A 25,216-nucleotide genomic window follows, 5' to 3' on the forward strand; every position below is an offset into this window, starting at 1 on the left:
GCCAATGGAAATGTCATCTCATTTCCGTACGAGACGCGAGGGGCGGGCGGAGCCGGAGCGTCCCGGCGAGATCGGCCACGCCCGTTTCGTCCCCGTACTACGCTGTTGGCCGCCGGGGGAACCGCCCCGGGCCGCACGACATCGAATGATCGCGCCCCCGCCGCGACCCGGACGAGACGAGCAACGGAGAGGGATCCCCCGACCCATGACCGAGGACGTTCCTGGCTACCGGGTGCTGGAGCAGGTCGGCGAGGGCGGCTTCAGCGTCGTGTACCGCGCGCACCAGGAGCGCCTCGACCGGATGGTCGCGCTGAAGGTCCTGTCGATCAGCGCGGTCGACGACGCGGCGATGCGGCGCTTCCAGCGCGAATGCAAGATCACCGGGCGGCTCAGCGGGCATCCGAACATCGTGACCGTGCTGGACACCGGCACCACCCGCTCCGGCCGTCCCTACATCGCGATGGAGTACTTCGAGCACGGCGCGCTCACCGACCGGCTCGCGCGGGAGGGGCCGCTGCCGGTCGCCGAGGTGCTGCGGATCGGCGTGAAGATGGCGGGCGCGCTCGCCGCCACCCACGAGACCGACGTCCTGCACCGGGACGTCAAGCCGCAGAACGTGCTGCTGTCGCGGTACGGGGAGCCCGCGCTCGCCGACTTCGGCATCGCCCGCCTGGTCGACTCCTTCGACGCCACGCACACGCAGGCGTTCACCCCGCACCACGCGGCCCCCGAGGTGTTGGAGGGCCGGCCGCCAGGCGTCGGCTCCGACCTCTACTCGCTCGGCTCGACCCTGTACCAGCTCCTGGCCGGCAAGCCCGCGTTCAAGGGGCCGCGGGGCGAGGGCATCGCGCTGCTGATGCTGCGGATCCTGAACGACCCGCCGCCGCCGATCCCCCGGCCGGACGTCCCGGCGCAGGTGGCGGACGTGATCGGCCGCGCGATGGCGAAGTCGGCCGACCAGCGGTTCGCGACCGCGGTGGAGTTCGCGCAGGCGCTCCAGCGGGTGCAGGCCGAGCTCGGGCTGCCGGTGACGGACGTCGCGCACGGCGGCTCCGTCCTGCCGGCCCCGGCCCCGGTGCCGGACACCGGGCGGCGGCTCTCGTTCCCCGACGCCTCGGCCACGCCGCCCGTCGCTCCGCCGCCCCCCGTGCCCGTCACGGCACCGGAGGCGCCGCCGTCGCCATGGGCGCCGAACGCCGTCCCGCCGCAGCCGCCGAACGCCGTCCCCCAGGACGCCCCGAGGCCGCAGCCGGTCCCCGAGGCGGGCTGGACACCGACTCAGCAGGGACCGGCCGTGGGCGACACGCGGGCGGGCGATTCCGCCACGACGCCGCACGCGAACCCGCAGCAGACCACTCTTGACCGGCCCCAGAACGGCCCGCGGCGCGGCCTGATCATCGCGGCCGGTGTCGCGCTCACCGGCGGGCTGGCGCTCGGCATCGGGGCGCTCGCGCTGGCGAACAGCGGCGCCGACGCCGAAGACGGCAGGCCGGCCGCGAACTCGGGGGCGCCGTCCCAGACCGTCCCCCAGGGCCAGGTCACGGGGGGCCCGCAGCAGCCGTTCACGCCCGCGCAGCTCGCCGCGACCCGCCCGCGCAAGGTGGTCGCGAAGCCGGTCCGCGGGACGGCGGCGCTCATCTGGACGCTGCCGCCCGCCGCGCGCGAGCTCCCGCTGCTGATCCAGCAGCAGCCCGCCGGCAGCAAACCGATCGTGACGGTCGCCGCGGGCTCCCGCTCGGCGACGTTCCCCGGTGTGCGGCCGAACCTGGTCCACTGCTTCAAGGTCGGCGCGGTGCTGCGGCTTAACCAGGGCCAGGCACCGGACGTGTCGTGGTCGCAGCCCGCCTGCATCGGCAAGGGGAAGAAGCGCGGCTAGGCGCATCTCCACACGGCCGGTCCCGCGTAGCTGTTCCAGTCGCCCGGCGTGCTGACCAGGTAGCCGATCACGTAGCCGGTCTTGCCCTGCCACGTGATCTTGGCGTAGGTGTCGCCGGTGAGGTTCGAGTCCCGGGGATGGGTGTAGTGGGCGCCCTTCTCCTGGCAGTGCACGACGACCTTCTCGCCGTTGTTGTCGTGCATCGTGGCGACGGTCGCGCCGTTGTTCGCGTCGGGTGTCGACCTGATGTAGCCGTCGGAATTGCCGTTCATGCGGACGGCGTAATCGTAGGTCGGGCCGGCCAGCCCGCTGGTCAGGGTCGCGGTCGTCCCCGCGCCGGCATCGTTCACGGCGGCGACGGTGAAGGTGTAGGACCCGTTCGTCCACACGTTTCCGAGCGTCGCGGCCGTGGCCGACACCGTCGTGCTCCCTTGGGCGGGACCGTCCCAGTTGAGCTTGTACGTCGCCGCGCCGGGCGGGGCCGTCCAGGAGACCTTGGCCCCGGACGTCGTGGCCTGCGCCTTCAGGCCGGTCGGCGCGCCCGGGGTCACGCACGGCCGGACCGGGTCGCTGGCCGCCGACACCTGCTCACGCGTGCGGCCGTGGGCGTCGCGGTAACGGACGGCGACGCGGAACCGGTACTCGCGCCCGCAGTCGCCGCCCCCGACCGTGAACGTGAAGGGGCCCGCACCCTGGCGGATCGCGGACGGGGTGGCCGTCAGACCGGACGGGACGTCCTTCAGCACGTACCCGGTGATCCCGTCGCCCTGCGAGGGCTGGAAGTCGATCCGCATCGTGCCCGCGCCCGGGGTGACGGACACGTTGGCCGGCGCCGCCGGCGGCTGCCCGGGACGCGGCGGCGTGGGCGTCTGCGGGCTCTGCGGCGACCTGGAGGGCGGCGGGGCGTCCCCGCCGCCGGGAAGCGGAAGGGTGCGGCGTTTCGGGCCGCCCGCCACCCTGTCCTTGTACTTGTCGATCGCCTTGTGGCCGCCCTGCCCGTCGATCACGACGGCGCGCGGGCCGGTCGGGTCGTTCGCCCAGAGCAGCCCGTCCCGGACGAACACGTCCAGCGGGGCCGGCCGCCCGGTCACCGGGACCGGCGGCTCGAACCGGTTGCCCGCCGAGTCGTACACGATCAGCGCCCCGGCCGTCTCGTCCGGGATGTAGACCTTCGCGCCGAGCATCTGCGGCGGCCGGTACCGGTGCTTCGGCATGGCGAGCCGCGCGCTGGAGTACCGGCCGGTGTCGGTGTCGACCGTGACCAGAGACCCGGTGCCGGGCACCAGCAGCGGGACGGTCTTGCCCTCGGTGGCGGGCGGGGCCAGCACGCCGCCGCGTCCCGCCTCCCGGACGGTCGTCGGCAGGCTCACCGTGAGCCGCGCCCCGGACGGCTTGATGACCGTGGCGGTGGCCGAGGTGGAATTGGTGACGACCGGGTCTCCGCCCGCGATCGTGAGAGCGAGGCTGTCGCCCGCCCCGCCGACGCGGACCGGCGGCTGCAGCCGGCCGTCCTTGAACGCCGAGACCTGCCCGTCCCGCGACACCGGCACCCACAGCGTGCCCTGCGCGTCGATGCCGGCCTGCCCGAGGACCGGGGGCAGCGTGGCGGGCGCGCCGACCGGCGTCAGGCCGACCGGGTCGATCTGCTGGACGACGCCCTTGACCGAGTCGACGGTGTACGCCTTGCCAGCCTCGGCGAGGACCTGGATGCCCTTGCCGAGGGCCCGGCTCGCGCCGATGTTCAGCTGGGACGGGTCGAGCCGGCTGACCACGCCGGTGTGCAGATCGATGATCAGCACCGTGGCGCCGTCCTGCACGATCTTGATGTCGTGGCCGCGCATCTGCGGGATCACGCCGGTCTTGCCGTCCACCTTGCCCGCGGGGCCGTTGACGTGCACGACGGCGCCCTTGTCCCGCGCGGTGAGCCAGGCGCCGACGTCGGCGATCCGGTACTTGGCGCTGGCGACGCCCACCCCGTAGACGCCGGCGGCGATGACGAGCACCCCGACGAGACCGGCGGCGACCTGGCCCGTCAGCCGGTCACGCCGGAACAACACCTTCAGGCCGACCACGTCCCGAATCACCTGTCCCCGCTCGCCCGAGACACCGTAGCGGCTTCCGTCCCATGACGTCCGCGTTTCCGGGAAGAATGGCAATTCTCGCTATTCGCGAATTGCGTTGGTGAATGTCGCAGCGGTGATATTTCGTCCAGAAACGATCACCACGGGGCGGCCGGTGATGTCGGCCCGCCCGGCGAGGACGGCGGCGACGCCCGCGGCGCCCGCCCCTTCGGCGACGAGCCCGTGCTCGTGGAACAGCCAGCGCAACGCCGTCCGGATCTGGTCGTCGGTCACGGACGTCAGTTCGGCGGTGTGCCCGATCACCTGCGGCGTGACGCAGCCGGGTTCGAGGTTTCCGGGCAGCCCATCGGCGAACGTCTCGCCGACCTCGACGGTGACGACCCGCCCGGCCGCCACCGAGGCGGAGACGCCGCGCGACACCGCCGACTCCACGCCCACGACCCGCACGTTCCCGCGCTCACGCGCCCACAGGCACAGTCCCGCGAGGAGCCCGCCACCCCCGACCGGCGCGATGACGGTGAGCGGCCCGTCCACCTGCCGTTCGAGTTCGCGCCCGATGGTCCCCTGCCCGGCGATGACCGCCGGGTCGTTGTACGGCGAGACGTAGTGGCCGGGCAGCGTCATCGCGTGCGCCTCGGCGTCGTCGTAGGTCGTCCCGTGCTGCACGAGCCGCACCGGGAACGCGCCGATCTTGTCGATCTTGGCCTGGGAGGCCCGGGTCGACACGACGACGGTGACGTCAGCGCCGGTCTTCGCGGCCGTGTACGCCATGCCGAGGCCGTGGTTGCCCGCGCTCGCCGTGACCACCGGCTCCCTCTGCGGGAGGGCGGCGACGGCCGCGAGCGCGCCCCGCACCTTGAACGCGCCGGTCGGCTGGAACGACTCCAGTTTCAGCAGCGCGCCGGGCGCCAGGCCGGACGGGACGAGCGGCGTCGGGTCGAGTGCGGCGGACACGGCCCGCCAGGCGCGGTCCAGATCGTCCGGGCCCGGCGGGCGGACGGCGCGGACGGTCACGGCCGCTCCCCGGACGACTCGTCCAGCCGCTCGTGCAGGCGCTGCCGGATCTCGTCGGGCGTGTAGGAGCGGCGCCGCCGCTCGGCGCGCACGATCACGGCCCCGGTCGCGGCCACGCCGATGAACCCGGCGATGCCCAGTGCCTTCCACAAGCCGGGCGCCTTCCACGGGCTGGGCGTTTTCCACGTTCGCATGCGGCTACGGTAGCGATCATGCCGGGTACGAGCATCTCCCTCGACGAGGCCGCCGAGCTGACCCGCACCGGGGACGTGTGGCTGTTCCGCGGCCGGACGGTGGCCGACCGCGCCATCCAGATGACGACGAACAGCCCCGTCAACCATGTCGGCATGTCGCTGGTCATCGGCGACCTGCCGCCGCTGATGTGGCACGCCGAGCTGGGCCGCTCGCTGCGGGACATGTGGACGGGCGGGCACCACCGCGGCGCGCAGCTGCACGACCTGCGCGACGCCGTCCTCGCCTGGGGCAACCGGTACGGGCAGCGGGCCTGGCTGCGGCAGCTCGAACCGCCGCCGACCGGGGCCATGGAGGACGCGGCGCTGCGCGCGGTGGCGCGGCTGGACGGCACCCCGTTCCCGTCCACGTCGAAACTGGCGACGCGGTGGCTGCGCGGGCGGGTGCCCATCCGGCGCCCGGCCGAGAGGGACGTGAATCTGGAGACGGCGTTCTGCGCGGAGATCGTCGCGGTGACGTACCAGTCGATGGGGCTGCTGCCGAAGGGCCGCCGCCCGAACTGGTTCGACCCGGGCCGGTTCTGGAGCGGGGACGACCTGGAGCTGGAGACGGGCGCCGTGCTGGGCGGCGAGATCGGGGTCAGCGTCCCTTCCCGGTGACCCGGCGGTCCTTCAGCGACCGCGGGTGCAGGCGGCGCCGCAGCCGGCGGAGACGCCCGGCCTTCGCGGTGACGAGGCGGCCCAGCTCGTCGGTGTGGTGCCAGGCCCGGTCGGCGGCGTGCGGGTCCGGATGGGACGCGGCGAAGCGGCTGCGGTTGACGAGGTCGGCGAGCGGGCCCAGGTGCCCGTGGGCGTCCTCGCCGACGTTGGACGCGCCGAACCGCGCGACCTCGTGCGCGGTCAGGGTCCGGGCCGTGGACAGGCCGACGTCCGAAAGGTGGTCGAGGGCCTGATGCCAGGCACCGGTGATGCGGGCGGCGGGCGTCCCCGCCCGGCGGCGTCGCCTGCGCAAGGCGGGCGCGAGCAGAACCGCGAAGAGGTAGCCGATGAGGAGCACGCCCACCGCGATGGAGGCGAAAACCCACCAAGGGGTGGGCGACCCGTCTTCCGCGGCCGTTTTCTGCGGTCCCTTCTGGGGCGTGTTGCCCGGCCCCTGGCCGCGCTGCTGGGAGGCCGCGTTCTTCTGGGCCTGCTCCAGCTTCTGCTCCGTCTCCCCCGCCGCGACGGAGTCGTTCTTCTTCGACTTGCGCGCGCTGTCGGGAAGCGGGTTGAAGCGAATCCAGCCGAGCCCGTCGAACTTGATCTCGGGCCACACCATGACGTCCCCGGAACGGACCTGGACGGTGTCACCCGCGCGGTTCCCGCCGTCGAAACCGACGACGACACGGGACGGCAGGCCGAGCGTCCGGGCGAGCAGGGCGTAGGCGGTCGCGAAGTGCTCGGGCGTGCCGCGCCTGCCCTCGCCGAGGAAGTAGTCGAGCTGCCGGTAGCTGTGCCCGGGCGGGGCGGTCACGTCGTACCTGGCGTATCGCTTGAGGTACTCGGCGAGCATCGCGGCCTTCTGGATGGGCGACACGGCGCCCTGCGTCGCGGCCTCCGCGAACTTGCGGAACTCGGCCAGCTGGACGGGCGGCTCCTTCGCGCCCGGACCCCACGGCAGTTGCCGCGCGGCGACGGCCTCGGCGTCGTTGGCGACGGCCGCGTCGGCGAGATCGTCGGCCGTCCACTCGGGGACGACGGAGTCGACCCGGTACGTCTGCCCGGTGCGCAGTGGCTGCGCGGCGGCGAGCGCGCCGCTTCCGGGGTCGACGACGACCGGCAGCCCGGCGACCTCGCGCGGCCGGTCGGCGGCGGGCACCCACACACCCGGCAGGTCGCGGATCGTGATGCGCTGCGCGACCGGGTGCTTCTTGTCCGGGGCGGGCCCCTGCGGCACGCGGCTCCCGGTCGGGACGAACCGGGCCGTGGACGACCAGGTCACGCCGTCGAACCTGTCCAGGACGGCGAGCCGCTCGATCTCGTTCCGCTTCGCCTGGACGGTGAACATGACCTGGTCGGGGCTCAGCAGCCAGCCCCCGACGCGGTCGAGCGGGCTGACGCTGTCGCGCTGCTGGGGCGGCGGAGCCTGCACCTGCTCGCGCGGGTTGTACGGCTCGGCGCTGACGGGAACGACGGGCCCGGCGGCGAACGCCAGCCCGCCGAGGACGGCGGCGGCCGGCATCCCGATCACGAGCGGCCGCCACGCGACGCCCGGACGCGGCCCGTCCGCGCGGACGAGGACCAGCACGGCGATCAGCACGACGGTCGCGGCGGCGAGCGGCAGGTTGTTCCCGGGTCCGTCCACCCCGAGCAGCAGCGCGACCGCCCACACGGCGAGGGCGGGCAGGCCCGGGAGGGCGCGCAGCGAGGTCCGCAGCGCCAGCTCGGCGGACGCGAACGCCGCCAGCCACACCACCACGTTGACCAGGACGAGGAACTCCGGCTTCGCCGGGGCGGGCAGCAGCGTGGTCAGGATCGACTTCCACGAGCTGAGCACGCCTTCGCGGAGCGTCTGCGGCAGCGTCCCGTCACCGAGGGCCGGGCGCAGGACGGTGACCGAGACCGTCCCCGCCCAGGCGACGACGGTCAGCACGAGCGAGATCCACAACGGCCAGGGGCCCTTGTCCTTGCGCGGGCCCGACAGGAGCCCGCACAGCAGAGTCGGCACGACCGCGGCGACGGCGGCGACTGGCACGACCGGCCCGAACCCGAACACCCGCTGGAACGACAGGCCGGCGACGGCCACCAGGCAGGCCGTCACGACGAGCGAGACGTAGCGCGTCACCGGACGCTCCCCAGCCGCCGCCACGACTCCGCCAGCCCGTCCAGGTCGGCGAAGTCGACCAGCTGGACGCCGGGCGGGGCCGCCGCCGGCCCGGGCGGCCGCACCCGCAGCACCACGACCCGGTCGAAGCGGCTCCGGACCGACGCGATCCGGCCGAGCTCGGCGGCGCCGTTCGTCACGACGACGAGGGACCCGCCCGCGCGCACACGGCGTACCGCGTCCACGGTCGACTGCGGCCCCTCCTCCGTCCGGACGGCGGTGAGGCGGTCGAGGAGGACCTCGACGTCGTCCGGCCCACCGCGCGTGTCCGCCAGCCGGCCGTTCCCGGTGAGGATCCGGACGGGGAAACTCGCCGACGCCGCGCCGGCGGCGACCGACGCCGCCGCGTCCACGGCCAGTTCGAAGTCGTCGGGCTCCGGCCACGAACCGGGCCGCGCCTCCAGCACGACCGTCGTCGTGGGCAGGCTGGCGTCCACGAGCTGGCGGACCATCAGCGTGCCGGTGCGGGCCGAGGACTTCCAGTGGACGTGGCGCAGCTCGTCCCCGATCACGTACTCGCGCAGCGCGTGGAACGTCGCCGTCCCGGCCGGGGACCTGTCGCTGGTCGGGCCCTCCAGATGGTAGGCGCGGCCGGACGGCAGCAGCGCCAGCCGCACCGTCTTCGGCCGGACGAGCAGGACCTCCGGCGCGCCGTACTCGCGGGCCCGGCGGGCCAGCCGGAGCGGGTCGGCGCGCACCAGCCGCAGCGGCCCGACCGGGATCTCGCCGCGCCGGTCCGTCGGCAGCCGGTAGGTCACGGTGCGGTTCCCGCCCGGCCGCAGCCGCGGGATGTCGACCGCCACCGAGGTGGCGCCCGCCCCGGCTCGGATGGTCTCCTGCGCGCTCAGGCCCCGGACGCCGCGTCCCTTGTTCGTCACGTGCAGGACGCCGACGGCGGGCTCGCCGCGCTCGACCTTCGTGGGCGCGATCTCCCTGCGGACGTCCAGCCTCGGCCGCGGCAGCGTCCACAGCGCGGCGGCCGCCACCGCGGCCAGCCCGGCGACGGCGAGCACGGCGGGCTCCGGATAGCCGAGCCACCAGCCCGCCGCGTACAGCAGCGCCGAGACGGCCGCCGTCCCCCATCCGAGCGGCGTCAGCACGTCACACCCGCTTCTCAGACACCGGCGGCCTGCGGTGTCGGCACGTTCTGCAGGGCCTCCCCGACCACGTCGGCGCCGGACCGCCCGCGCAGCTCGGCCTCCGGCGTGACGATCAGCCGGTGCGCGATGACCGGGACCGCGAGCGCCTTCACGTCCTCCGGGACGATGTAGGAGCGGCCGGCCGCCGCCGCCCGCACCCGCGCCGCGCGCAGCAGCGCGATGCCGGCCCGCGGGCTCGCGCCGAGCCGCAGGTCGGGGTGCTCGCGGGTGGCCGCGACGACCCGCACCAGGTAGTCGTACAGCGGCGGCGCCACATGCAGCCGCTGCGCGAACTCGATCATCCGGGCGAGGTCCTCGCGGCCCATCACCGGCGCCATCTGGTCGAGCGTCGTGCCCGTCGGGGCGCCCGCGAGCAGCGCCACCTCGGCCTGATGGTCGGGATACCCCATCGAGATCCGCATCAGGAACCGGTCGAGCTGGGCCTCCGGCAGCGGGTAGGTGCCGTCCATGTCGACCGGGTTCTGCGTCGCGATCACCATGAACGGGCGCGGCACCGGATGCGGGGTGCCCTCGACCGTCACCCGGCGCTCCTCCATGACCTCCAGCAGCGCCGACTGCGTCTTCGGCGAACCGCGGTTGATCTCGTCCGCGACGGCGAGGTTCGCGAAGATCGGGCCCTGGTGGAACTCGAACTCGTTCGTCCCCTGGTTGAAGATCGACACGCCGGTGATGTCGCTGGGCAGCAGGTCGGGCGTGAACTGGATCCGCGCCCACTTCGCCTCGACGGACGCCGCCACCGCCCGCGCCAGGGTCGTCTTGCCGACGCCCGGGACGTCCTCGACCAGCAGGTGCCCCTCCGAGAGCAGGCAGACCAGCGCCAGCTCGACCTTCTCCCGCTTGCCGCGCACGACCCGCTCGATGTTCCCGGCCAGCGCCGCGAACATCTGCGCGAACCGCCCCGCCAGCGCATCCGCGTCCACCGCTCCGTTCTCATTCATGGTCCGCATCCCCGCATGCTCGACATGGATCGTTCGCCCGCCATCGGCCTCCGCCGCTCACATTTCGCATTCATAAAGGCCATTCGACGGGTAGACGTTCTTGGATGTGGCCACCAGAGTGTCGTTGAGGTAGCCGTCGCCGTACTGCGTCTGAACTTTGTTCCAGACCGTGCTGGTGGTGTTGCTCTCCGGCTCGTGGTACGACTGCCCGTGGACCTGGCACACCACGGTCATCGTGATGACCTGGCCCTTGGGAATCTTTTGGGCCGTCGAGCCGGCGGTGCTCGGGCCCGGCCGGATGATCGTGTTGGTCTGGTTGTTGTTCTGGTTCTGAATCTGCTTGGTGGGATAACCGAGATCCACGGTCTTCGTCAGCTCCGTTGAGTCACCGGCGCCGTTGCGCGCCCTGACGGTCACGGTGTGGGTCGCCGCGTTGGGCAGGCCGCTGATCGACTTCGATGTGCCCGTGGTCGTGACCGTCCCGCTGGGCGAGGTCACCACGTAGGTGACGTCGTACCCGGACGAGCGGCCCCAACTGAGGTTCGCCCCGTGGTTGACGGGCGTCGCGGTGAGGCCGGTCGGCGGGCCGGGGGCGGTGCAGGCGGTGGCGCCCACGGCGCCGGACTCGCTGTAGGCGGTCCTGCCGTTCTTGCCCTTGTACTCGGCGGCCACCTTGTAGGTGTGGGTGGTCGTGTCGCAGGTGAGGCCGCCGACGGTGAACGTCCCGCCCTGGCTGCCGCCGGGGAACTGCGCGGGCCTCGCACCGGCGACGGGCTTGCCGTCCTGGCCGAGGAGGACGAACCGGGTCACCGGGTAGACGCCCTGGGGCTGCGCGGCCGCGGTGAACCGCACCCTGACGGAGCCGTTGTCGCCGGACGCGGCGGGCGTCGGCGGATCGGGCGCGGTCGGGTCCTTCTTCGCCGGCGGCTTCGCGGGCCGGCCGGGCGGCACGGGATCGGAGCCGCCGTCGCCCCCGCCGGGGCCGTTGCGGTTGCCCTGGCCGTTGCCCGGGTTGGCCTGGACGGGCAGCGGCTGCCGCGCGCTGCCCGGGATCTTGTCCTCGTACTTCTTGATGCGCTTGACGCGGCCCTCGGGGTCGAACGCGAGCGCCGTCGGGCCGTCCGGGTCGTTCACCCACAGCATGTGGTCGCGGACGATGATCTCGACGCCCCCGCCGGGCCGGGTGGCCGTGATCGGCGGCTCCCAGGCGTTGCGCTCGGTGTTGAAGACCAGGAGCCGCCCGGACGTCCGGTCCGGCAGATAGACGCGGGACCCCAGGACGTGCGGCGGTTCGAAGGAGTGGTCCGGCATGCGCAAGGCGACCGAGTCGACCCGCCCGACTCCGGTGTCGAGCAGGTAGAGGGCGCCGCCGGCGCCGAGCATCGGGACGATCTGCCCGTCGGCGACCGCCGGGACCTTGACGCCGTACTTCGCCTGCGCGACGGGCGCGGGCAGGTTGATCCGCTGCGTGCCCTCGGGCCGGACGATCAGCGCCGTCGCGGCCGTGCTGTCGGTGATCACCGGGCGCCCGGCGGCGATCGTCAGCGCGAGGCGGTCACCGCCCTTGCCGGCCGCCACCGGCTTGCCCTGGCGGCCGTTCTGGAACGGGACCACCGTCCCGTTCTGCGGGACGGGCACCCACAGCGACCCGTCCGTGTCGATCCCGGCCTGCCCGAGCGGCGCGGTGAGCGTCGCGGGCCCGCCGACCGGCGTGAGGTTCAGCGGGTCGATCTGCTGGACCGAGCCCTTGACGAGGTCGACCGTGTAGGCGGCCCCGGCGGCGGACAGCACCTGCATCCCCGGCCCGCCGACCTGCCGGCTCTTGGTGATCTTGAGCTGGGAGGGGTCGATCCGGCTGACCACGCCGGTGTCCTCGTCGAGCAGCAGCACCGTCGTGCCGTCCTGAACGATCTTGATATGGTGACCGCGCATCTCCGGTACCACGGTCGCCTTGCCGTCGACCTTGCCGGCCAGCCCGTTGGCGTGCACGACCAGGCCCTTCGCGCTCGCGCCGAGCCAGGCCCCGACGTCCGAGAGCCGGTAGCGCGCACTCGCGGTGCCCACCCCGTACACGAGCGCGCTCACGCAGAGCACGCCGACGAGCCCGATCGCGATCTGACCCGTCAGCCGGTCACGCCGGAAGTAGTGGAAAAGCCCGCGCGCACCGGTCGCACGCGCGGAGGATCGGTCCCCGTTCAATCCCCGCTCACCCTCTCATCACGCCGGGGAGCGGGAGCCGCGACCCCGGACGCGAAGGGCACCATAACGGGAATGCGGGTCACACCGTAACGGGATTGCGAAGATCGACCTGGCGAAACCCGGGGAGGCGCGACAGGTTACGGGCGACCTGCCGTGATATGGATCACATTCTCCGCCCGCGCCGGACAACGACCGAGGCGAACCGAACGCGAACGTTATCCCCGACGTCCTACTGTTGGGCATCGCGACGACGACTCCGAGGTGGACGTGGAAAACGTGAGCATCGCCGACCTGTGGAACCGGGTGACGGGAACACAGCCGGATCCGCCGTGGTGGCTGGTGGGCTTCGTCGGTCTCGTGGCGCTCGCCGCGGTGATCCACGGCCCGACGTGGCGCCTCGCGCGCAACACCGTGACGATCGCGCACGAGGGCGGGCACGCGCTCATCGCCCTCGTCACCGGCCGCAAGCTGGACGGCATCAAGCTGCACTCCGACACGTCGGGCGTGACCGTGTCGCGCGGCAAGCCGCACGGCCTCGGCATGATCCTCACGGCGATGGCCGGCTACCTCACTCCACCGCTGCTCGGGCTGTTCTTCGCGCTCCTCCTCGCGGACGGCCGCATCACGCTGATGCTGTGGTTCTCGCTGGCGCTGCTCGCGGCGATGCTCATCATGATCCGCAACGCCTACGGCGCGCTCTCGGTGGTCGCCACGGGCGCGATCGTCTTCGGGGTGTCGTGGCTGGGCAGCGCCACGGTGCAGGCCGCGTTCGCCTACCTGGCCGCCTGGTTCCTGCTGCTCGCCGCCACCCGGCCCGTGATCGAGCTGCAGCGGATGCGCTCCCGCCACATGGCGCCGAGCTCCGACGCCGACCAGCTCGCCCACCTCACCGGAGTGCCCGGCCTCGCCTGGGTGGGCCTGTTCGCCGCCACCGCCCTGCTCGCCCTGCTGACCGGCGGCGCGCTCCTCGTCCCCGACGTCTCCCTCCCCGACCTCCCCACCCCACCCGGCTTCGGTGGAACCGGCTGACGAAGCCCGGTGACGGGGCCGCCGATTGTCCGAGGGCACCGATAGTTTCGGTGGTGTGAGGGATCGGTGGTCTCGGGAGCAGGTGGCCGGGCTTGCGCCGGATGCTGCGGGCGCCAAGGCGGCGGGCGGTGTCGCCAAGCCCGCCAAGTGGGGGCGGACGGGGTGCGATGACGAGGCCGTCTGGGGCGAGTGCCAGGGCAGCGGCGCGTCCGTTTACCGGGCGTGCGCCGATCTGACCGGGCCCGCGTTCCGGTGTACGTGTCCGAGCCGGAAGTTCCCGTGCAAGCACGCGCTCGGGCTGCTGCTCCTGTGGGCGGACGGCGTGATCGAGGCCGGGACGCGGCCGGGGTGGGCCGCCGAGTGGATCGAGGAGCGGCGGGAGCGCGCCGAGAAGGCGGCGGACCGCAGGGTCGCGTCGGCGGCCAGAGGGCGCGATCCGAAGACGGCCGAGCGGCGGGAGCGGCGGGTCGACGACGGGCTCGCCGAACTCGACCAGTGGCTCCGCGACCAGGTCGCGCACGGGCTCGCCCAGGCGGAGAAGGCACCCTACCGGTTGTGGGACGACGCGGCGCGGCGGCTGGTCGACGCGCAGGCGGGCGCCCTCGCCGGGCAGGTCAGGGGGCTCGCCGCGATCCCGCGCCGCCCGGGCTGGCCCGACCGCCTGCTGGAGGAGTACGCGCTGCTGCGGCTGCTCGTCCAGGCCCACCGGCGACGGGACGAACTGCCCGAGGGGTTGCGTGAGACCGTCCGGTCGCGGGTCGGGTTCACCGTCCCCCAGGAGGAGGTCCTGAGCGGAGGGGAGCGCGTCCAGGACCGGTGGTGTGTGACGGGGTCGCACGACACCGCGCAGGATCTGCTGACCACGCGGCGGGTGTGGCTTCGCGGGCGGCGGACGGGGCGTCCCGCTCTCGTGTTGTCGTTCGCCGCACCGGGCACATCCCTGGACGCGTCGCTGGTCGTGGGTACGGAAGTCGACGCCGGGCTGGCCTTCTATCCGGGGTCGCAGCCGTTGCGGGCGCTGGTCGCCGACCGGCATGGGGCGGCTGTGGCGAGCGCGCCCGCCGGGACGTCCGTCCAGGGATTTCTGGACGAGCAGGCGGCGGCCCTGGCGCGTGATCCCTGGCTGGACCGCTGGCCCGCGACGCTGGAGAACGTCCGGCTGGCGCGCGCCGAAGGAGGCGACCTTTACGTGGCCGACGAAGCCGGGGACGCGCTGCCCCTGCGGATGGGCGACCCGTGGCGGCTGCTCGCCCTGTCGGGCGGCGGGCCCGTCACCCTGGCCGGGGAGTGGAGCCCGCGTGGCCTTCGCCCGCTGGCGGCCTGGCACGAGGACGAAGGGACGGTGATCCTGTGATCGTGTGGAGCGAGCACGTCACCGCCGCCCTCCTCGGCACCGAGCGCCGTGACCCGCCCGTCCTGCCCGCGGCCCCCGCCGGGAACGGCGACAGGGCGGGACGGCTGCTCGACCAGGCGGCGCTGCTGGCCGTCCGGCGGCGGGCCGGGCGCGTGCCGGCGCCGGTCACGGCCGAGCCGGTCGCGCTCGCCCCGGTGGAGGACGTCCCGGTGGTGCCGGAGGCGGCGGCCGTGCGGCTGCGGCGGATCCTGGCCGGGGAGCAGATCCGGGTGCTGCCCGAATGGCTGGACGCGGCGGCGGCGCATGGCTTCCGCGTGCCCGCCCAGGCCCTTCCGGACCTGCTGGAGCGGGGGCGCAGCGATCGGGTGCTGCGGCCGTCGATCGCGCGGGCGGCCGGGAGGCGAGGCGTCTGGCTGGCCCTGCAGAACACCGACTGGGCGTATCTGGTGGGCTCGGGGGACGACCCCGGCGGCGGCGCCGAAGTGTGGGAGACCGGGACGCGCAACCGGCGTGTGGCCTATCTGACCAGGCTCCGCGGGTCCGAGCCGGAGCGCGCGCGAGAACTGCTGCGCGCGACGTGGGCGAAGGAGCCCGCCCCCGATCGCGCGGCGTTCCTCGCCACGTTCGAGCACGGGCTGTCGCTGGACGACGAGGAGTTCCTTGAGGACGCCTTGGAGGACAGGGGCAAGGACGTCCGGCAGCTCGCGTCCGACCTGCTTGCCCGCCTGCCCGGGTCCGCGTACGGAGAGCGGATGGCGGCGCGCGCCCGGGCCTGCCTGACCCCGCAGGCCCGGACGGAGCGGGGCCGGAAGCAGACCTGGATCCAGGTGGATCCGCCGCAGGCCCATGACGAGGACATGGCGCGTGACGGCGTCCCGTTCCATCCGGTGGGATCGTTCGCGCCGCGCGGCGGGGGCGCTCCGGTCGGGACGCGGGCCGCGTGGCTGCGGGAGATCCTCGCCCGCACCCCGCTGTCCACCTGGACGGAGCTGTTCGGGCTGCCTCCGATGGAGATCGTCTGCCTCCCGGTCTCGGAGGCGGACGGGCGGGACGTCCACATCGGATGGGCCCGGGCCGCACTCGGCCAGCGCGACGGCGGATGGGCCCGGGCGCTGCTCAAGGGCGGCGTGATGGTGGACGAGCCGGAGGCGCTCGCCGACCTGCTGTCCGTCCTGCCCGAGGACGAGCGCGACCCGGCCGCGGCCGGCCTGATCCGCTGGGTGGAGGGGCGGCCCGATCTGCTGCGGGTCCTCGAACGGGTCCCCGGGCCGTGGACGGGGCCGCTCGCGTCGGCGGTGGCCGGGACGCTCACCGCGTCCGCCGAGCGTCCCACGCGGCGCGACGAGCACCTGGTCACGCAGCTGTGCCGGCTCGCCGACCAGCGGCTCGACCCCGCCGCCGCGGCCCGCCTGGAGGAGCTGGAACCGGCGGCCCCGCGCGCCGTCACCGACCTGATCGCGACCCTGCGGTTCCGCGACGAGATGCTGAAGGAGCTCACGTGACAGACGACGCCGTCCTGCGGCCGCACGCCGAGCAGGACCACGCCGGCGAGCTGGCGCGGCTGGCCGAGCACGACGACCGGCCGCGGCCGCCCGGCTGGCGGCTGTCGCCGTGGGCCGTCACCACCTACCTGCTCGGCGGGGAACTGCCCGACGGCACCGCGATCGGCCCGAAGTACGTGGGGCCGCGGCGGCTGATGGAGGTCGCGGTGGCGACGCTGGCGACCGACCGGGCGCTGCTGCTGCTCGGCGTCCCCGGGACGGCGAAGACCTGGGTGTCGGAGCATCTCGCCGCCGCGATCAGCGGCGACTCGACGCTGCTGGTGCAGGGGACGGCGGGCACGGCGGAGGAGGCGATCCGCTACGGGTGGAACTACGCGCGGCTGCTGGCCGAGGGCCCGTCGGAGCGGGCGCTGGTGGAGAGCCCGCTCATGCGGGCGATGCGGCGCGGCCAGGTCGCCCGCATCGAGGAGCTGACCCGGATGCCGTCCGACGTCCAGGACACCCTGATCACCGTCCTGTCGGAGAAGACGCTGCCGGTGCCCGAGCTGAACACCGAGGTGCAGGCGCGCAAGGGCTTCACGGTCATCGCGACGGCCAACGACCGCGACCGGGGCGTGAACGAGCTGTCCAGCGCGCTGCGCCGCCGCTTCAACACGGTCGTGCTGCCGCTGCCGGAGAGCGTGGAGGACGAGGTCGGCATCGTCGCCCGCCGCGTCGACCAGATCGGCGCGGGGCTGGAGCTGCCCGAGACCCCGGCGGGCCTGGAGGAGATCCGGCGCGTGGTCACGGTGTTCCGCGAGCTGCGGTCCGGGGCCACGGCCGACGGGCGCACCAAGCTGAAGTCGCCCAGCGGGACGCTCAGCACCGCCGAGGCCATCTCGGTGATCACCAGCGGGCTGGCGCTGGCCGCGCACTTCGGCGACGGGGTGCTGCGCGCCGCCGACGTCGCGGGCGGGATCGTCGGCGCCGTCGTCCAGGACCCCGTGTCCGACCGGGTGGTCTGGCAGGAGTACCTGGAGGCGGTCGTCCGGGACCGTCCGGAGTGGCGCGACTTCTACCGCGCCTGCCGGGAGGTCTCTTGAGCCAGGTCGAAGTCTTCGGCGTCCGGCACCACGGGCCGGGGTCGGCCCGCGCGCTGCGCGGCGCCCTGGAGGACTTCAAACCGGACGCGGTGCTCGTCGAGGGGCCGCCCGAGGCGGACGCGATCGTGGAGCTGGCCGGTGACGAGGGGATGGTCCCGCCGGTCGCGCTGCTCGCCTACTCCCCCGCCCCCGGGCCCGGCGAGGGCGACCGCAGGGCCGCGTTCTGGCCGTTCGCCGAGTTCAGCCCGGAATGGCAGGCGATCCGGTACGCGCTGTCCGCCGGAGTCCCCGTCCGGTTCTGCGACCTGCCGGCCGCGAACCAGCTCGTCCCGGACGCCGACGAGGCCACGCCCGGTGAGCCGGAGCCCGGGCCGGACGGGCCCGCCGCGGCGGAGCCGGCCGCGGAGGGCATCCGGCTCGACCCGCTGGGCTGGCTGGCGAAGGCGGCCGGGTACGACGACGCCGAACGCTGGTGGGACGACGTGGTCGAGCACCGCGGCGGCGGCCCCTCGCCGTTCCCGGCGATCGCGGAGGCCATGGCGGAACTGCGGGCCCAGCTGGCCGCACTGCCGGACGAGGCCGCGTCCGCCGGCCTGCCGCCCGGCCACCTGCGCCGCGAGGAGCAGCGCGAGGCCCACATGCGCCGGACACTGCGCCGCACCCTGAAGGAGGGCCACGAGCGGGTCGCGGTGGTCTGCGGCGCCTGGCACGTCCCGGCCCTGCGGGCCAAGGTCCCGGCGACGCGCGACGACCGGGCGCTGCGCGGCCTGGCGAAGACCAAGGTCGCCATGACCTGGGTGCCGTGGACGCACGGCCGGCTCGCCGGACGCTCCGGCTACGGCGCCGGCGTGCGCTCCCCCGGCTGGTACCACCACCTGTTCACGGCCCGCGACCGCCCGATCGAGCGCTGGCTCACCGCCGCCGCCCGCGTCCTGCGCCAGGAGGACCTGCACGTCTCCTCCGCGCACGTGATCGAGGCCGTCCGCCTCGCCGAGACCCTGGCCGCGCTGCGCGGGCGCCCCCTCGCCGGGCTGGACGAGGTCACCGAGGCGACCCGGGCCGTCCTCTGCGAGGGCGCCGATCTGCCGGTCGAGCTGATCCAGAACCGCATGGTGGTCGGCGAACGGCTCGGCGCCGTCCCGGAGCGGACCCCGATGGTGCCGCTCCAGCGCGACCTGCAGGCAGAGCAGCGGCGGCTGCGGCTCAAGCCGTCCGCGCTCGGCAAGGAGCAGGACCTCGACCTGCGCAAACCCACCGACCTGGAGCGCAGCCGCCTGCTGCACCGCCTCCGGCTGCTGGACGTCCACTGGGGCGTGCCGGCCGAGAGCCGCTCCAAGGGCACGTTCCGCGAGACCTGGACGCTGGTCTGGCGTCCCGAGTTCGACGTCGAGCTGATCGAGGCGGGCGCGTGGGGCACCACCGTCCGCGGCGCGACCACGGCCCGCGCCGAGGCGCTGGCCAGGGACGCCGCCACCCTCGCCGACCTGACGTCCGTCGCCGAGCGCTGCCTCCTCGCCGACCTCGGCGACGCGCTCCCCACCGTCATGGGGGCCCTCGCCGACCGGGCCGCCGTCGACACCGACGTCGCGCACCTGATGTCGGCGATGCCCGCCATCGTCCGCGCGCTGCGCTACGGCGACGTCCGCGCGACCTCCACCGGCCCGCTCCGCACCGTCGCCGACGGCCTCGTGGTGCGGGTCTGCGTCGGCCTCCCGCCCGCGATCACGGGCCTGGACGACGACGCCGCCCGCGAGTTCCTCGGCCACGTCGACGCCGTCCACGGCGCCCTGTCCCTCCTCGCCGACGAGGGCCACATCGAACGCTGGCGCCGCACCCTGGAGGGCCTCCTCTCCCGCCCGGACAGCCTGCACGGCCTCATCGAGGGCCGTCTCACCCGCCTCCTCCTCGACGCCGGGCGCCTGGACGACGTCCCCGACCGGATGGCGCGCGCCGTCTCGGCCGGCGCCGCACCCGACCGCGCCGCCGCGTGGGTCGAGGGGTTCCTGTCCGGAGGCGGCCTCCTCCTCATGCACGACGAGGCCCTCCTGCGGCTCGTCGACGAGTGGATCTCCGGCCTGCCCGCCGGCTCGTTCACCGACGTTCTCCCCCTCCTGCGCCGCACCTTCGGCGCCTTCCCCGCCGCCGAACGCCGCACCATAGGCGAGCGGCTCCGCCGGCGTGACAGGCCCGCGGCCGGCACATCTCCCGCACACGAGGACGACGTGGACGAACATCGCGCGGCGCCGGCCGCGAACACGGCCCTGCGCATTCTCGGCTGGACGCACTCATGACCATGCGGTCGAGAACCCGCACCCCGGACCTGTCCGGCCGACCCGGGCATCGCTCGCCGCCCGTCCGCCCCGGCAGCACCGAGAACCACGGGCCGACGACCTGGTCCTGCGCCCCCACCTGGCCCCCGGCCGCACGGCAGGACGGATGCCCGCCTGGACGGCACCCGGCCATGCGACGGCGAGTTCATGATCTCCACGAGGTGCGAGGAGACACGACCAGTGATCGGCGTGTCGAGCCGAGCCCCGGACGCGGACGGAAGGTGCGGGCGTGAGCGACGAAGGCATGGCCGAGGACCGGCTGCGGCGGTGGCGGCTGGTGCTCGGAGGCGAACGCGCCGACGGGACCGGGGTGACGCTCGCCGGGGACGACGCACGGATGGACGGGGCGCTGGAGAAGCTCTACGGGGCCGGCGGGGACGAGGGGCGCTCCCGCCCGGGGCGGCGCAGCGCCGGGCTCGGGGATTCGGCGCCGTCGGTGGCGCGATGGCTCGGCGACATCCGCACGTACTTCCCCTCCAGTGTCGTGCAGGTGATGCAGAAGGACGCGATCGAGCGGCTCGACCTCACCCGGCTGCTGCTGGAGCCCGAGATGCTGGAGGCCGTCGAACCGGACGTCCACCTGGTCGGGACGCTCCTGTCGCTCAACCGGGTGATGCCCGACAAGGCCAGGGAGTCGGCGCGGGCGGTGGTGCGCAAGGTCGTCCGAGATCTGGAGCGGCGGCTGGCGCAGAAGACGCGGTCGGCCGTCGGCGGGGCGCTCGACCGGTCCGCGCGGGTGCTGCGGCCGAGGCGGCTCGCCGACGTGGACTGGGAGCGGACGATCCGCGCGAACCTGCGGCACTACCTGCCCGAGCACGGGACGCTCGTCCCGGAACGGCTGATCGGGTACGGGCGGCGCCGCCAGGCCGTCAAGCGGGACGTGGTGCTCGCGATCGACCAGAGCGGGTCGATGGCGGCGTCGGTCGTGTACGCGAGCGTGTTCGGGGCCGTGCTCGCGTCGATGCGGTCGCTGCGGACGTCCCTCGTGGTGTTCGACACCGGCGTGGTGGACCTGACCGACCAGCTGCACGATCCGGTCGAGGTGCTGTTCGGCACCCAGCTCGGCGGCGGCACCGACATCAACCGGGCCATCGCCTACTGCCAGGGGCTCGTGGCGCGGCCGGCCGACACGATCCTCGTGCTGATCAGCGACCTGTACGAGGGCGGGATCCGGGACGAGATGCTCCAGCGGGTCGCGGCGCTGACGGCGGCGGGCGTCCAGGTCGTGGTGCCGCTCGCGCTGTCGGACGAGGGAGCGCCCGCCTACGACCACGAGAACGCGGCGGCGCTGGCCGCGATGGGCGTGCCGGCGTTCGCGTGCACGCCGGACGCGTTCCCCGGGCTGATGGCCGCCGCGATCGAGCGCCGCGACCTGAAGGAGTGGTCCGAGCGCACCGCGTCAGACGGGTGACCTGGCCAGGCCGCGGGCCAGCAGCACCACGACGAGCGCGGTCAGGAGCGCGTGCCCCACGAGCGCGGACACCTGGATCTCGACGAGCGCGCCCCACGCCGCCCACATCGCGACCCGGGCCACGCGCGCGGCCATCACCGTCCCCGCGGCCTTACGGCTGCCGCGCCACGCGAGGATCACCGCCACGAGCGTGACCACCGCCACGACGGCGAACGAGGAGGCCACCACGGGCAGCAGGGCGCCGCCATGCCCCTCGGAGAGGGACGGCCGGGCGATCAGGATCGCCAGGGCGGCGACGTCCAGGGCGGCGAGGAAGCCCGCGAGGAGGAGGCCGATCACCACGGCCGGGCCGCGCCGCAGCCCGCGGTACCTCCACGGAGGCGGGGCCGCGGCCCTCTCCGCGGCCCTGCCCGCGGTCTCGTCCGCGGTTCCGTCCACGGCTTCGCCCGCGGCCCACGGCGCCTGCCCCGAACCGGCGGTGTAGGTGACCGTCCCCGGCCCCGCCGTGGCGGGCCCGGAGTCGCCGGGCGGGCTGCTCTCCCCCGTGGTCCACTGCTCGGGCCACGGGGCGGGGTCCGTCTGGGCGGAGGGCGCTGCGGAGGAGGCCGTCGGGGCGGCGGCCGTCGGAGCCGAGAGGTCCTTGGGCGCGATGTCCAGGTCCGGGAGCCGCTCACGCTGGCCGAGCAGCCACAGGAGGACGTCCTCCGAGGCGGGGCGTGCCTTCGGGTCCTGGGCGAGGCAGGCGTCGGCGACCTCCGCGAGCGGCTCCGGCAGGACGCGGAGGTCGGGTTTCTCGTTCATGATCCGGTACATCACGGTGGGAGGCGGGCCGCCGGCGAACGGGTCCCGGCCGGTGGCGGCGAACAGCAGGGTGCTCGCCCAGGCGAACATGTCGGTGGTCGGCTCGACGTGGCCGGAGAACTGCTCGGGCGCCATGTACGCGGGGGTGCCGACGACCTGGCTGGTCAGCGAGGCTCCCGCGTCGAACGCGCGGGCGACGCCGAAGTCGATCACGCGCGGCCCGTCCGGGCCCATCAGCACGTTCTGCGGCTTGAAGTCGCGGTGCACGACGTTCGCGCGGTGGATCGCCGACAGCGCCGTCACCGAGCTGATCGCCAGGCGGTCGAGGTCGGCTCCGGTACGCGGCCCCTCGTCCTGGACGAGGGCGCGCAGCGACGGCCCCGGCACGTACTCGCTGACGATGTAGGGACGGTCGTCCGCCATGTCGGCGGCGAGCATCTGCGCGGTGCAGAACCCGGCGACGCGCTGGAGCAGGGCCAGCTCGCGGACGAACCGTTCCCGCGCGCCGGCGTCGCGCAGGAGCTGGACGTGCAGGAGCTTGATCGCGACACGGGGCGGTTCGGCGCCCGGTTCGGCCGGCCGGCCGAGGTAGACCACGCCCTGGCCGCCGGCGCCGATCCGGCCCAGCAGTTGCCAGCCGCCGAGGCGGGTGGGGTCGGCCGCGGTGAGGGGAACCGGGCTCACCATTCGTACCCCCCGTGAGAAATAGGGCCTTCACCGGGCACAAATCCACTCTGTCCGGCATCAAAGAGTATAGGTTCGGCCGGCCCGGAGCGGGGAGACGACGCATGATTGAGATCTTTTCGGCAATTGCCCGGCACAGGGCGCTCACCGCGTCCGCCGCGGCACTCGTGGCGGCGGCGGGCATGCTGTCCGGCTGCAGCGACGCGGGCGCGACCATCACGCGGCTGACCGTGGGCTCGCCGGGCCCCGACCCTTACACGCTGGTGTCGAACACCGACAAGACGGGCGTGAAGGACCGGCCGCGGGCCGGCGGCACGAAGGTCGGCGACTCTCCCGGCCTGTACGGCGGGACGCGGCAGGCGTCGACCTGCGACCGGCAGAAACTCGTGGCGTTCCTGCAAGCCAACCCCGACAAGGCGCGCGCCTGGGCGGGCGCGCAGGGCATCCCGGCGAGCGACATCCCGAGGTATGTGTCCCGGCTGACCCCGGTGCTGCTGCGCACCGACACGCTCGTCACCAACCACGGCTACTCGAACGGGAAGGCGACGAGCGGCCCCGCCGTCCTGCAGGCCGGAATGGGCGTTCTGATCAATGGCTACGGGGTGCCCACCGTGAAGTGCAATTGCGGCAATCCCCTGACCCCTCCGGAAAAAAAGATCTCCACTCGGAACGCGTCCTACGATGGCCGATCCTGGCCGGGATTCGAGAAACGGAATGTGACTCGGATCCGCCCGCGGGATTCCCGGAAGGGCACGATCGTCACCTTCGTCCTCGTCGACCCGGAGGCGACGATGGGGTTCGAGCGGCCCCGCGCCACCGCGGGACCGGCGGACGGCCCGCCGGTCGCGCTGCCGCCGGCGGAGACGGAGGTCCCGACCGGCGAGTCCCCCGCGCCGTCCGACTCCGGCCTGGAGTCTCCCGGCACCGAATCGCCGGGCCCGCAGTCGCCGGGCACCGAGTCGCCCGGAACGGAATCACCGGGCACCGAGTCGCCCGGAACGGAGACGCCCGGTCCCGGGATCTCCCCGGAATCACCGGGCGTGACCCCGCAGGAGCCGGGTACGGGAACGGGCGGGATGGTGCCGCCCGGGGACGGGCCGCAGAGCCCGATCTCGCTCCCGCCGTCGGAGGAGCCCGCCCCTGTGGTCTCCTGACCTGAGCGGTCTCCTGACCTGAGCGTTCGCCCGGCCCCGGGCGGTCGTCCGACCCGGGGTGCGATATATTTGCTCATATGAGCAGTACTTCAGACGTTGTTCCCGCCGACGCGTGCGCCGTCCGCGTGGTCGACGCCGAGAAGGTCGCCGTCGTCGCCGCGTCCCTGCCGGACGCCGAGACGATCACCGAGCTGGCGCAGGTGTTCGGGCTGCTGTCCGACCCCGGCCGGCTGCGGGTGATCATCGCGCTGCTCGAAGGCGGGGAGATGTGCGTGTGCGACATCGCCGCGTCCTGCGGGCACTCGGAGTCGGCGGTCTCGCACGCGCTGCGCCTGCTGCGCGCCAACCGCGTCGTCCGGGTCCGCCGGGCCGGCCGGATGGCCTACTACCGGCTGGACGACTCGCACGTCCGGTTGCTGCTCGATCTCGCCCTCACCCACGTCGGGCACGGGGAGGAGGGCACATGATCGGGGAGCACGCGTCCGGACGGCACGACAGCGGGCACGGGCATGGCCATGGGCACGGGCACGCCGTCTCGGCGGGCGCCGACCGGCGGCTCCTCACCGCCGCACTGGTGCTGATCCTCGCCTACATGTCGGGCGAGGTGGCCATCGGCTTCGTCGCCGGCTCGCTCGCGCTGATCACCGATGCCGCGCACATGATGACGGACGCGTTCGCGATCGTGCTGGCGCTGGTCGCGATGCGCATCGCCGCGCGCCCGCCGAAGGGCGGATTCACCTTCGGCCTGCGCCGCGCCGAGATCCTGTCCGCGCAGCTCAACGGGCTGACACTGATCCTGCTCTCGGTCTACTTCGTGTACGAGGGCGTCCGGCGGCTGGTCGAGCCGCCCTCCGTCGAGGGCCAGTTCGTCTTCTGGACGGCCGTCGCGGGCATCGCCGTCAACATCGCGGCGACCGTGCTGATCAGCCGGGCCGACCGGCGCAGCCTGAACGTCGAGGGCGCGTTCCAGCACATCCTCAACGACCTGTTCGCGTTCATCTCGACCGCCATCGCGGGCCTGGTCGTGTGGACGACCGGCTTCACCCGCGCCGACGCGATCGCCTCGCTGCTGGTGGCCGCGCTGATGCTCAAGGCCGGATACCGGCTGCTGCGGGACGCGGGCCGGGTGCTCATGGAGGCCGCGCCCGCCGGCATCGACCCGTCCGAGCTCGGCACCCGGCTCGCCGGGCGCCCCTGCGTGGAGGAAGTCCACGACCTGCACGTCTGGGAGGTCAGCTCCGGCTACCCGGCGCTGTCGGCGCACGTGCTCGTCGACACCCAGGGCGACTGCCACGCCGTCCGCCGCGACCTGCAGGAACTGCTGCGCGACTCGTACGGGATCACGCACACGACGCTGGAGGTCGACCACCTGGACGAGCCGGACGGCGGCGGGCACGGCCACTGCGACGACCCGCACGGCCCCCGCCATGTGGCGGAGGCCGGCGAACCGCACCGGCACGCGGGCAGCGCGCCGTGTGACCACTGACGCCGCTCGCGGTCACACCGCCGCCGGTACGCAGGCCGCCACCCGGTCACCGGCACCGGCG

The 25,216-nt window shown here is 74.1% G+C and carries 19 protein-coding genes; 11 read left to right on the top strand and 8 right to left on the bottom strand.

Annotated elements, in window-relative coordinates; translation table 11 throughout:
• Positions 1-205 precede the first annotated feature (205 nt).
• Positions 206-1,876: a protein kinase domain-containing protein gene (locus ACQPXG_RS30200; protein WP_433462523.1), complete on the top strand. Its 1,671-nt coding sequence runs from the start codon at positions 206-208 to the stop codon at positions 1,874-1,876.
• On the opposite strand, the gene ACQPXG_RS30205 is transcribed toward ACQPXG_RS30200, so the two are convergent.
• The 3 genes from ACQPXG_RS30205 to ACQPXG_RS30215 form a co-directional block, all read right to left on the bottom strand.
• The gene (locus ACQPXG_RS30205; RefSeq protein ID WP_433462524.1) at positions 1,873-3,948 is read right to left on the bottom strand and encodes a fibronectin type III domain-containing protein; all 2,076 of its coding nucleotides are present in this window, start codon (positions 3,946-3,948) and stop codon (positions 1,873-1,875) included. The two genes, ACQPXG_RS30200 and ACQPXG_RS30205, sit on opposite strands and share 4 nt — an antisense overlap.
• Positions 3,949-4,038: 90 nt before the next feature.
• Positions 4,039-4,971: a threonine ammonia-lyase gene (locus ACQPXG_RS30210; RefSeq protein WP_433462525.1), complete on the bottom strand. Its 933-nt coding sequence runs from the start codon at positions 4,969-4,971 to the stop codon at positions 4,039-4,041.
• The gene (locus ACQPXG_RS30215) at positions 4,968-5,165 is read right to left on the bottom strand and encodes a hypothetical protein (RefSeq protein WP_433462526.1); all 198 of its coding nucleotides are present in this window, start codon (positions 5,163-5,165) and stop codon (positions 4,968-4,970) included. Before ACQPXG_RS30215 ends, ACQPXG_RS30210 begins: the two co-directional genes overlap by 4 nt.
• 18 nt (positions 5,166-5,183) lie before the next feature.
• Here ACQPXG_RS30215 and ACQPXG_RS30220 point away from each other — a divergent pair, with 18 nt between their 5' ends.
• Positions 5,184-5,822 (top strand): hypothetical protein, encoded by a 639-nt coding sequence (locus ACQPXG_RS30220; protein ID WP_433462527.1) that lies wholly within the window; start codon positions 5,184-5,186, stop codon positions 5,820-5,822.
• Here ACQPXG_RS30220 and ACQPXG_RS30225 read toward each other — a convergent pair.
• From ACQPXG_RS30225 to ACQPXG_RS30240, 4 genes are read right to left on the bottom strand one after another with little or no spacing between them, the layout of a single operon-like run.
• The gene (locus tag ACQPXG_RS30225; protein ID WP_433462528.1) at positions 5,803-7,986 is read right to left on the bottom strand and encodes a DUF3488 and transglutaminase-like domain-containing protein; all 2,184 of its coding nucleotides are present in this window, start codon (positions 7,984-7,986) and stop codon (positions 5,803-5,805) included. The two genes, ACQPXG_RS30220 and ACQPXG_RS30225, sit on opposite strands and share 20 nt — an antisense overlap.
• Positions 7,983-9,125, bottom strand: a complete 1,143-nt coding sequence (locus ACQPXG_RS30230) for a DUF58 domain-containing protein (RefSeq protein WP_433462529.1) — start codon at positions 9,123-9,125, stop codon at positions 7,983-7,985. The genes ACQPXG_RS30225 and ACQPXG_RS30230 overlap by 4 nt, the downstream gene beginning before the upstream one ends.
• Before the next feature lie 14 nt (positions 9,126-9,139).
• Positions 9,140-10,123 (bottom strand): AAA family ATPase, encoded by a 984-nt coding sequence (locus ACQPXG_RS30235; RefSeq protein ID WP_433462530.1) that lies wholly within the window; start codon positions 10,121-10,123, stop codon positions 9,140-9,142.
• Positions 10,124-10,180: 57 nt separating this feature from the next.
• Positions 10,181-12,322, bottom strand: a complete 2,142-nt coding sequence (locus tag ACQPXG_RS30240; RefSeq protein WP_433462531.1) for a hypothetical protein — start codon at positions 12,320-12,322, stop codon at positions 10,181-10,183.
• A gap of 267 nt (positions 12,323-12,589) precedes the next feature.
• Here ACQPXG_RS30240 and ACQPXG_RS30245 point away from each other — a divergent pair, with 267 nt between their 5' ends.
• The 6 genes from ACQPXG_RS30245 (at position 12,590) to ACQPXG_RS30270 (ending at position 21,030) form a co-directional block, all read left to right on the top strand.
• Complete coding sequence (locus tag ACQPXG_RS30245) at positions 12,590-13,351, top strand: M50 family metallopeptidase (protein ID WP_433462532.1); 762 nt, start codon at positions 12,590-12,592, stop codon at positions 13,349-13,351.
• 55 nt (positions 13,352-13,406) lie between these two features.
• On the top strand, positions 13,407-14,705 hold the full coding sequence (locus ACQPXG_RS30250; RefSeq protein ID WP_433462533.1) for an SWIM zinc finger family protein: 1,299 nt from the start codon (positions 13,407-13,409) through the stop codon (positions 14,703-14,705).
• 2 nt (positions 14,706-14,707) lie between these two features.
• Positions 14,708-16,207 (top strand): DUF5691 domain-containing protein, encoded by a 1,500-nt coding sequence (locus ACQPXG_RS30255; RefSeq protein WP_433462534.1) that lies wholly within the window; start codon positions 14,708-14,710, stop codon positions 16,205-16,207.
• Positions 16,204-17,289: an ATP-binding protein gene (locus tag ACQPXG_RS30260; protein WP_433462535.1), complete on the top strand. Its 1,086-nt coding sequence runs from the start codon at positions 16,204-16,206 to the stop codon at positions 17,287-17,289. The genes ACQPXG_RS30255 and ACQPXG_RS30260 overlap by 4 nt, the downstream gene beginning before the upstream one ends.
• On the top strand, positions 17,286-19,580 hold the full coding sequence (locus ACQPXG_RS30265) for a DUF5682 family protein (protein ID WP_433462536.1): 2,295 nt from the start codon (positions 17,286-17,288) through the stop codon (positions 19,578-19,580). The genes ACQPXG_RS30260 and ACQPXG_RS30265 overlap by 4 nt, the downstream gene beginning before the upstream one ends.
• A gap of 283 nt (positions 19,581-19,863) precedes the next feature.
• Positions 19,864-21,030: a VWA domain-containing protein gene (locus ACQPXG_RS30270; protein ID WP_433470074.1), complete on the top strand. Its 1,167-nt coding sequence runs from the start codon at positions 19,864-19,866 to the stop codon at positions 21,028-21,030.
• On the opposite strand, the gene ACQPXG_RS30275 is transcribed toward ACQPXG_RS30270, so the two are convergent.
• On the bottom strand, positions 21,019-22,518 hold the full coding sequence (locus ACQPXG_RS30275) for a serine/threonine-protein kinase (protein WP_433462537.1): 1,500 nt from the start codon (positions 22,516-22,518) through the stop codon (positions 21,019-21,021). The two genes, ACQPXG_RS30270 and ACQPXG_RS30275, sit on opposite strands and share 12 nt — an antisense overlap.
• 101 nt (positions 22,519-22,619) lie before the next feature.
• On the opposite strand from ACQPXG_RS30275, the gene ACQPXG_RS30280 reads away from it, so the two are divergent.
• The 3 genes from ACQPXG_RS30280 (at position 22,620) to ACQPXG_RS30290 (ending at position 25,155) form a co-directional block, all read left to right on the top strand.
• Positions 22,620-23,669: a DUF6777 domain-containing protein gene (locus ACQPXG_RS30280; RefSeq protein WP_433462538.1), complete on the top strand. Its 1,050-nt coding sequence runs from the start codon at positions 22,620-22,622 to the stop codon at positions 23,667-23,669.
• Positions 23,670-23,746: 77 nt separating this feature from the next.
• Positions 23,747-24,136: an ArsR/SmtB family transcription factor gene (locus tag ACQPXG_RS30285; RefSeq protein WP_433462539.1), complete on the top strand. Its 390-nt coding sequence runs from the start codon at positions 23,747-23,749 to the stop codon at positions 24,134-24,136.
• Entirely contained in the window at positions 24,133-25,155 is a 1,023-nt protein-coding gene (locus tag ACQPXG_RS30290; RefSeq protein WP_433462540.1) for a cation diffusion facilitator family transporter, read from the top strand. The genes ACQPXG_RS30285 and ACQPXG_RS30290 overlap by 4 nt, the downstream gene beginning before the upstream one ends.
• Positions 25,156-25,216: the final 61 nt, after the last annotated feature.

This window comes from Spirillospora sp. CA-128828, from assembly GCF_050945415.1.
In the GTDB taxonomy this organism is placed as follows: Bacteria; Actinomycetota; Actinomycetes; order Streptosporangiales; family Streptosporangiaceae; genus Spirillospora.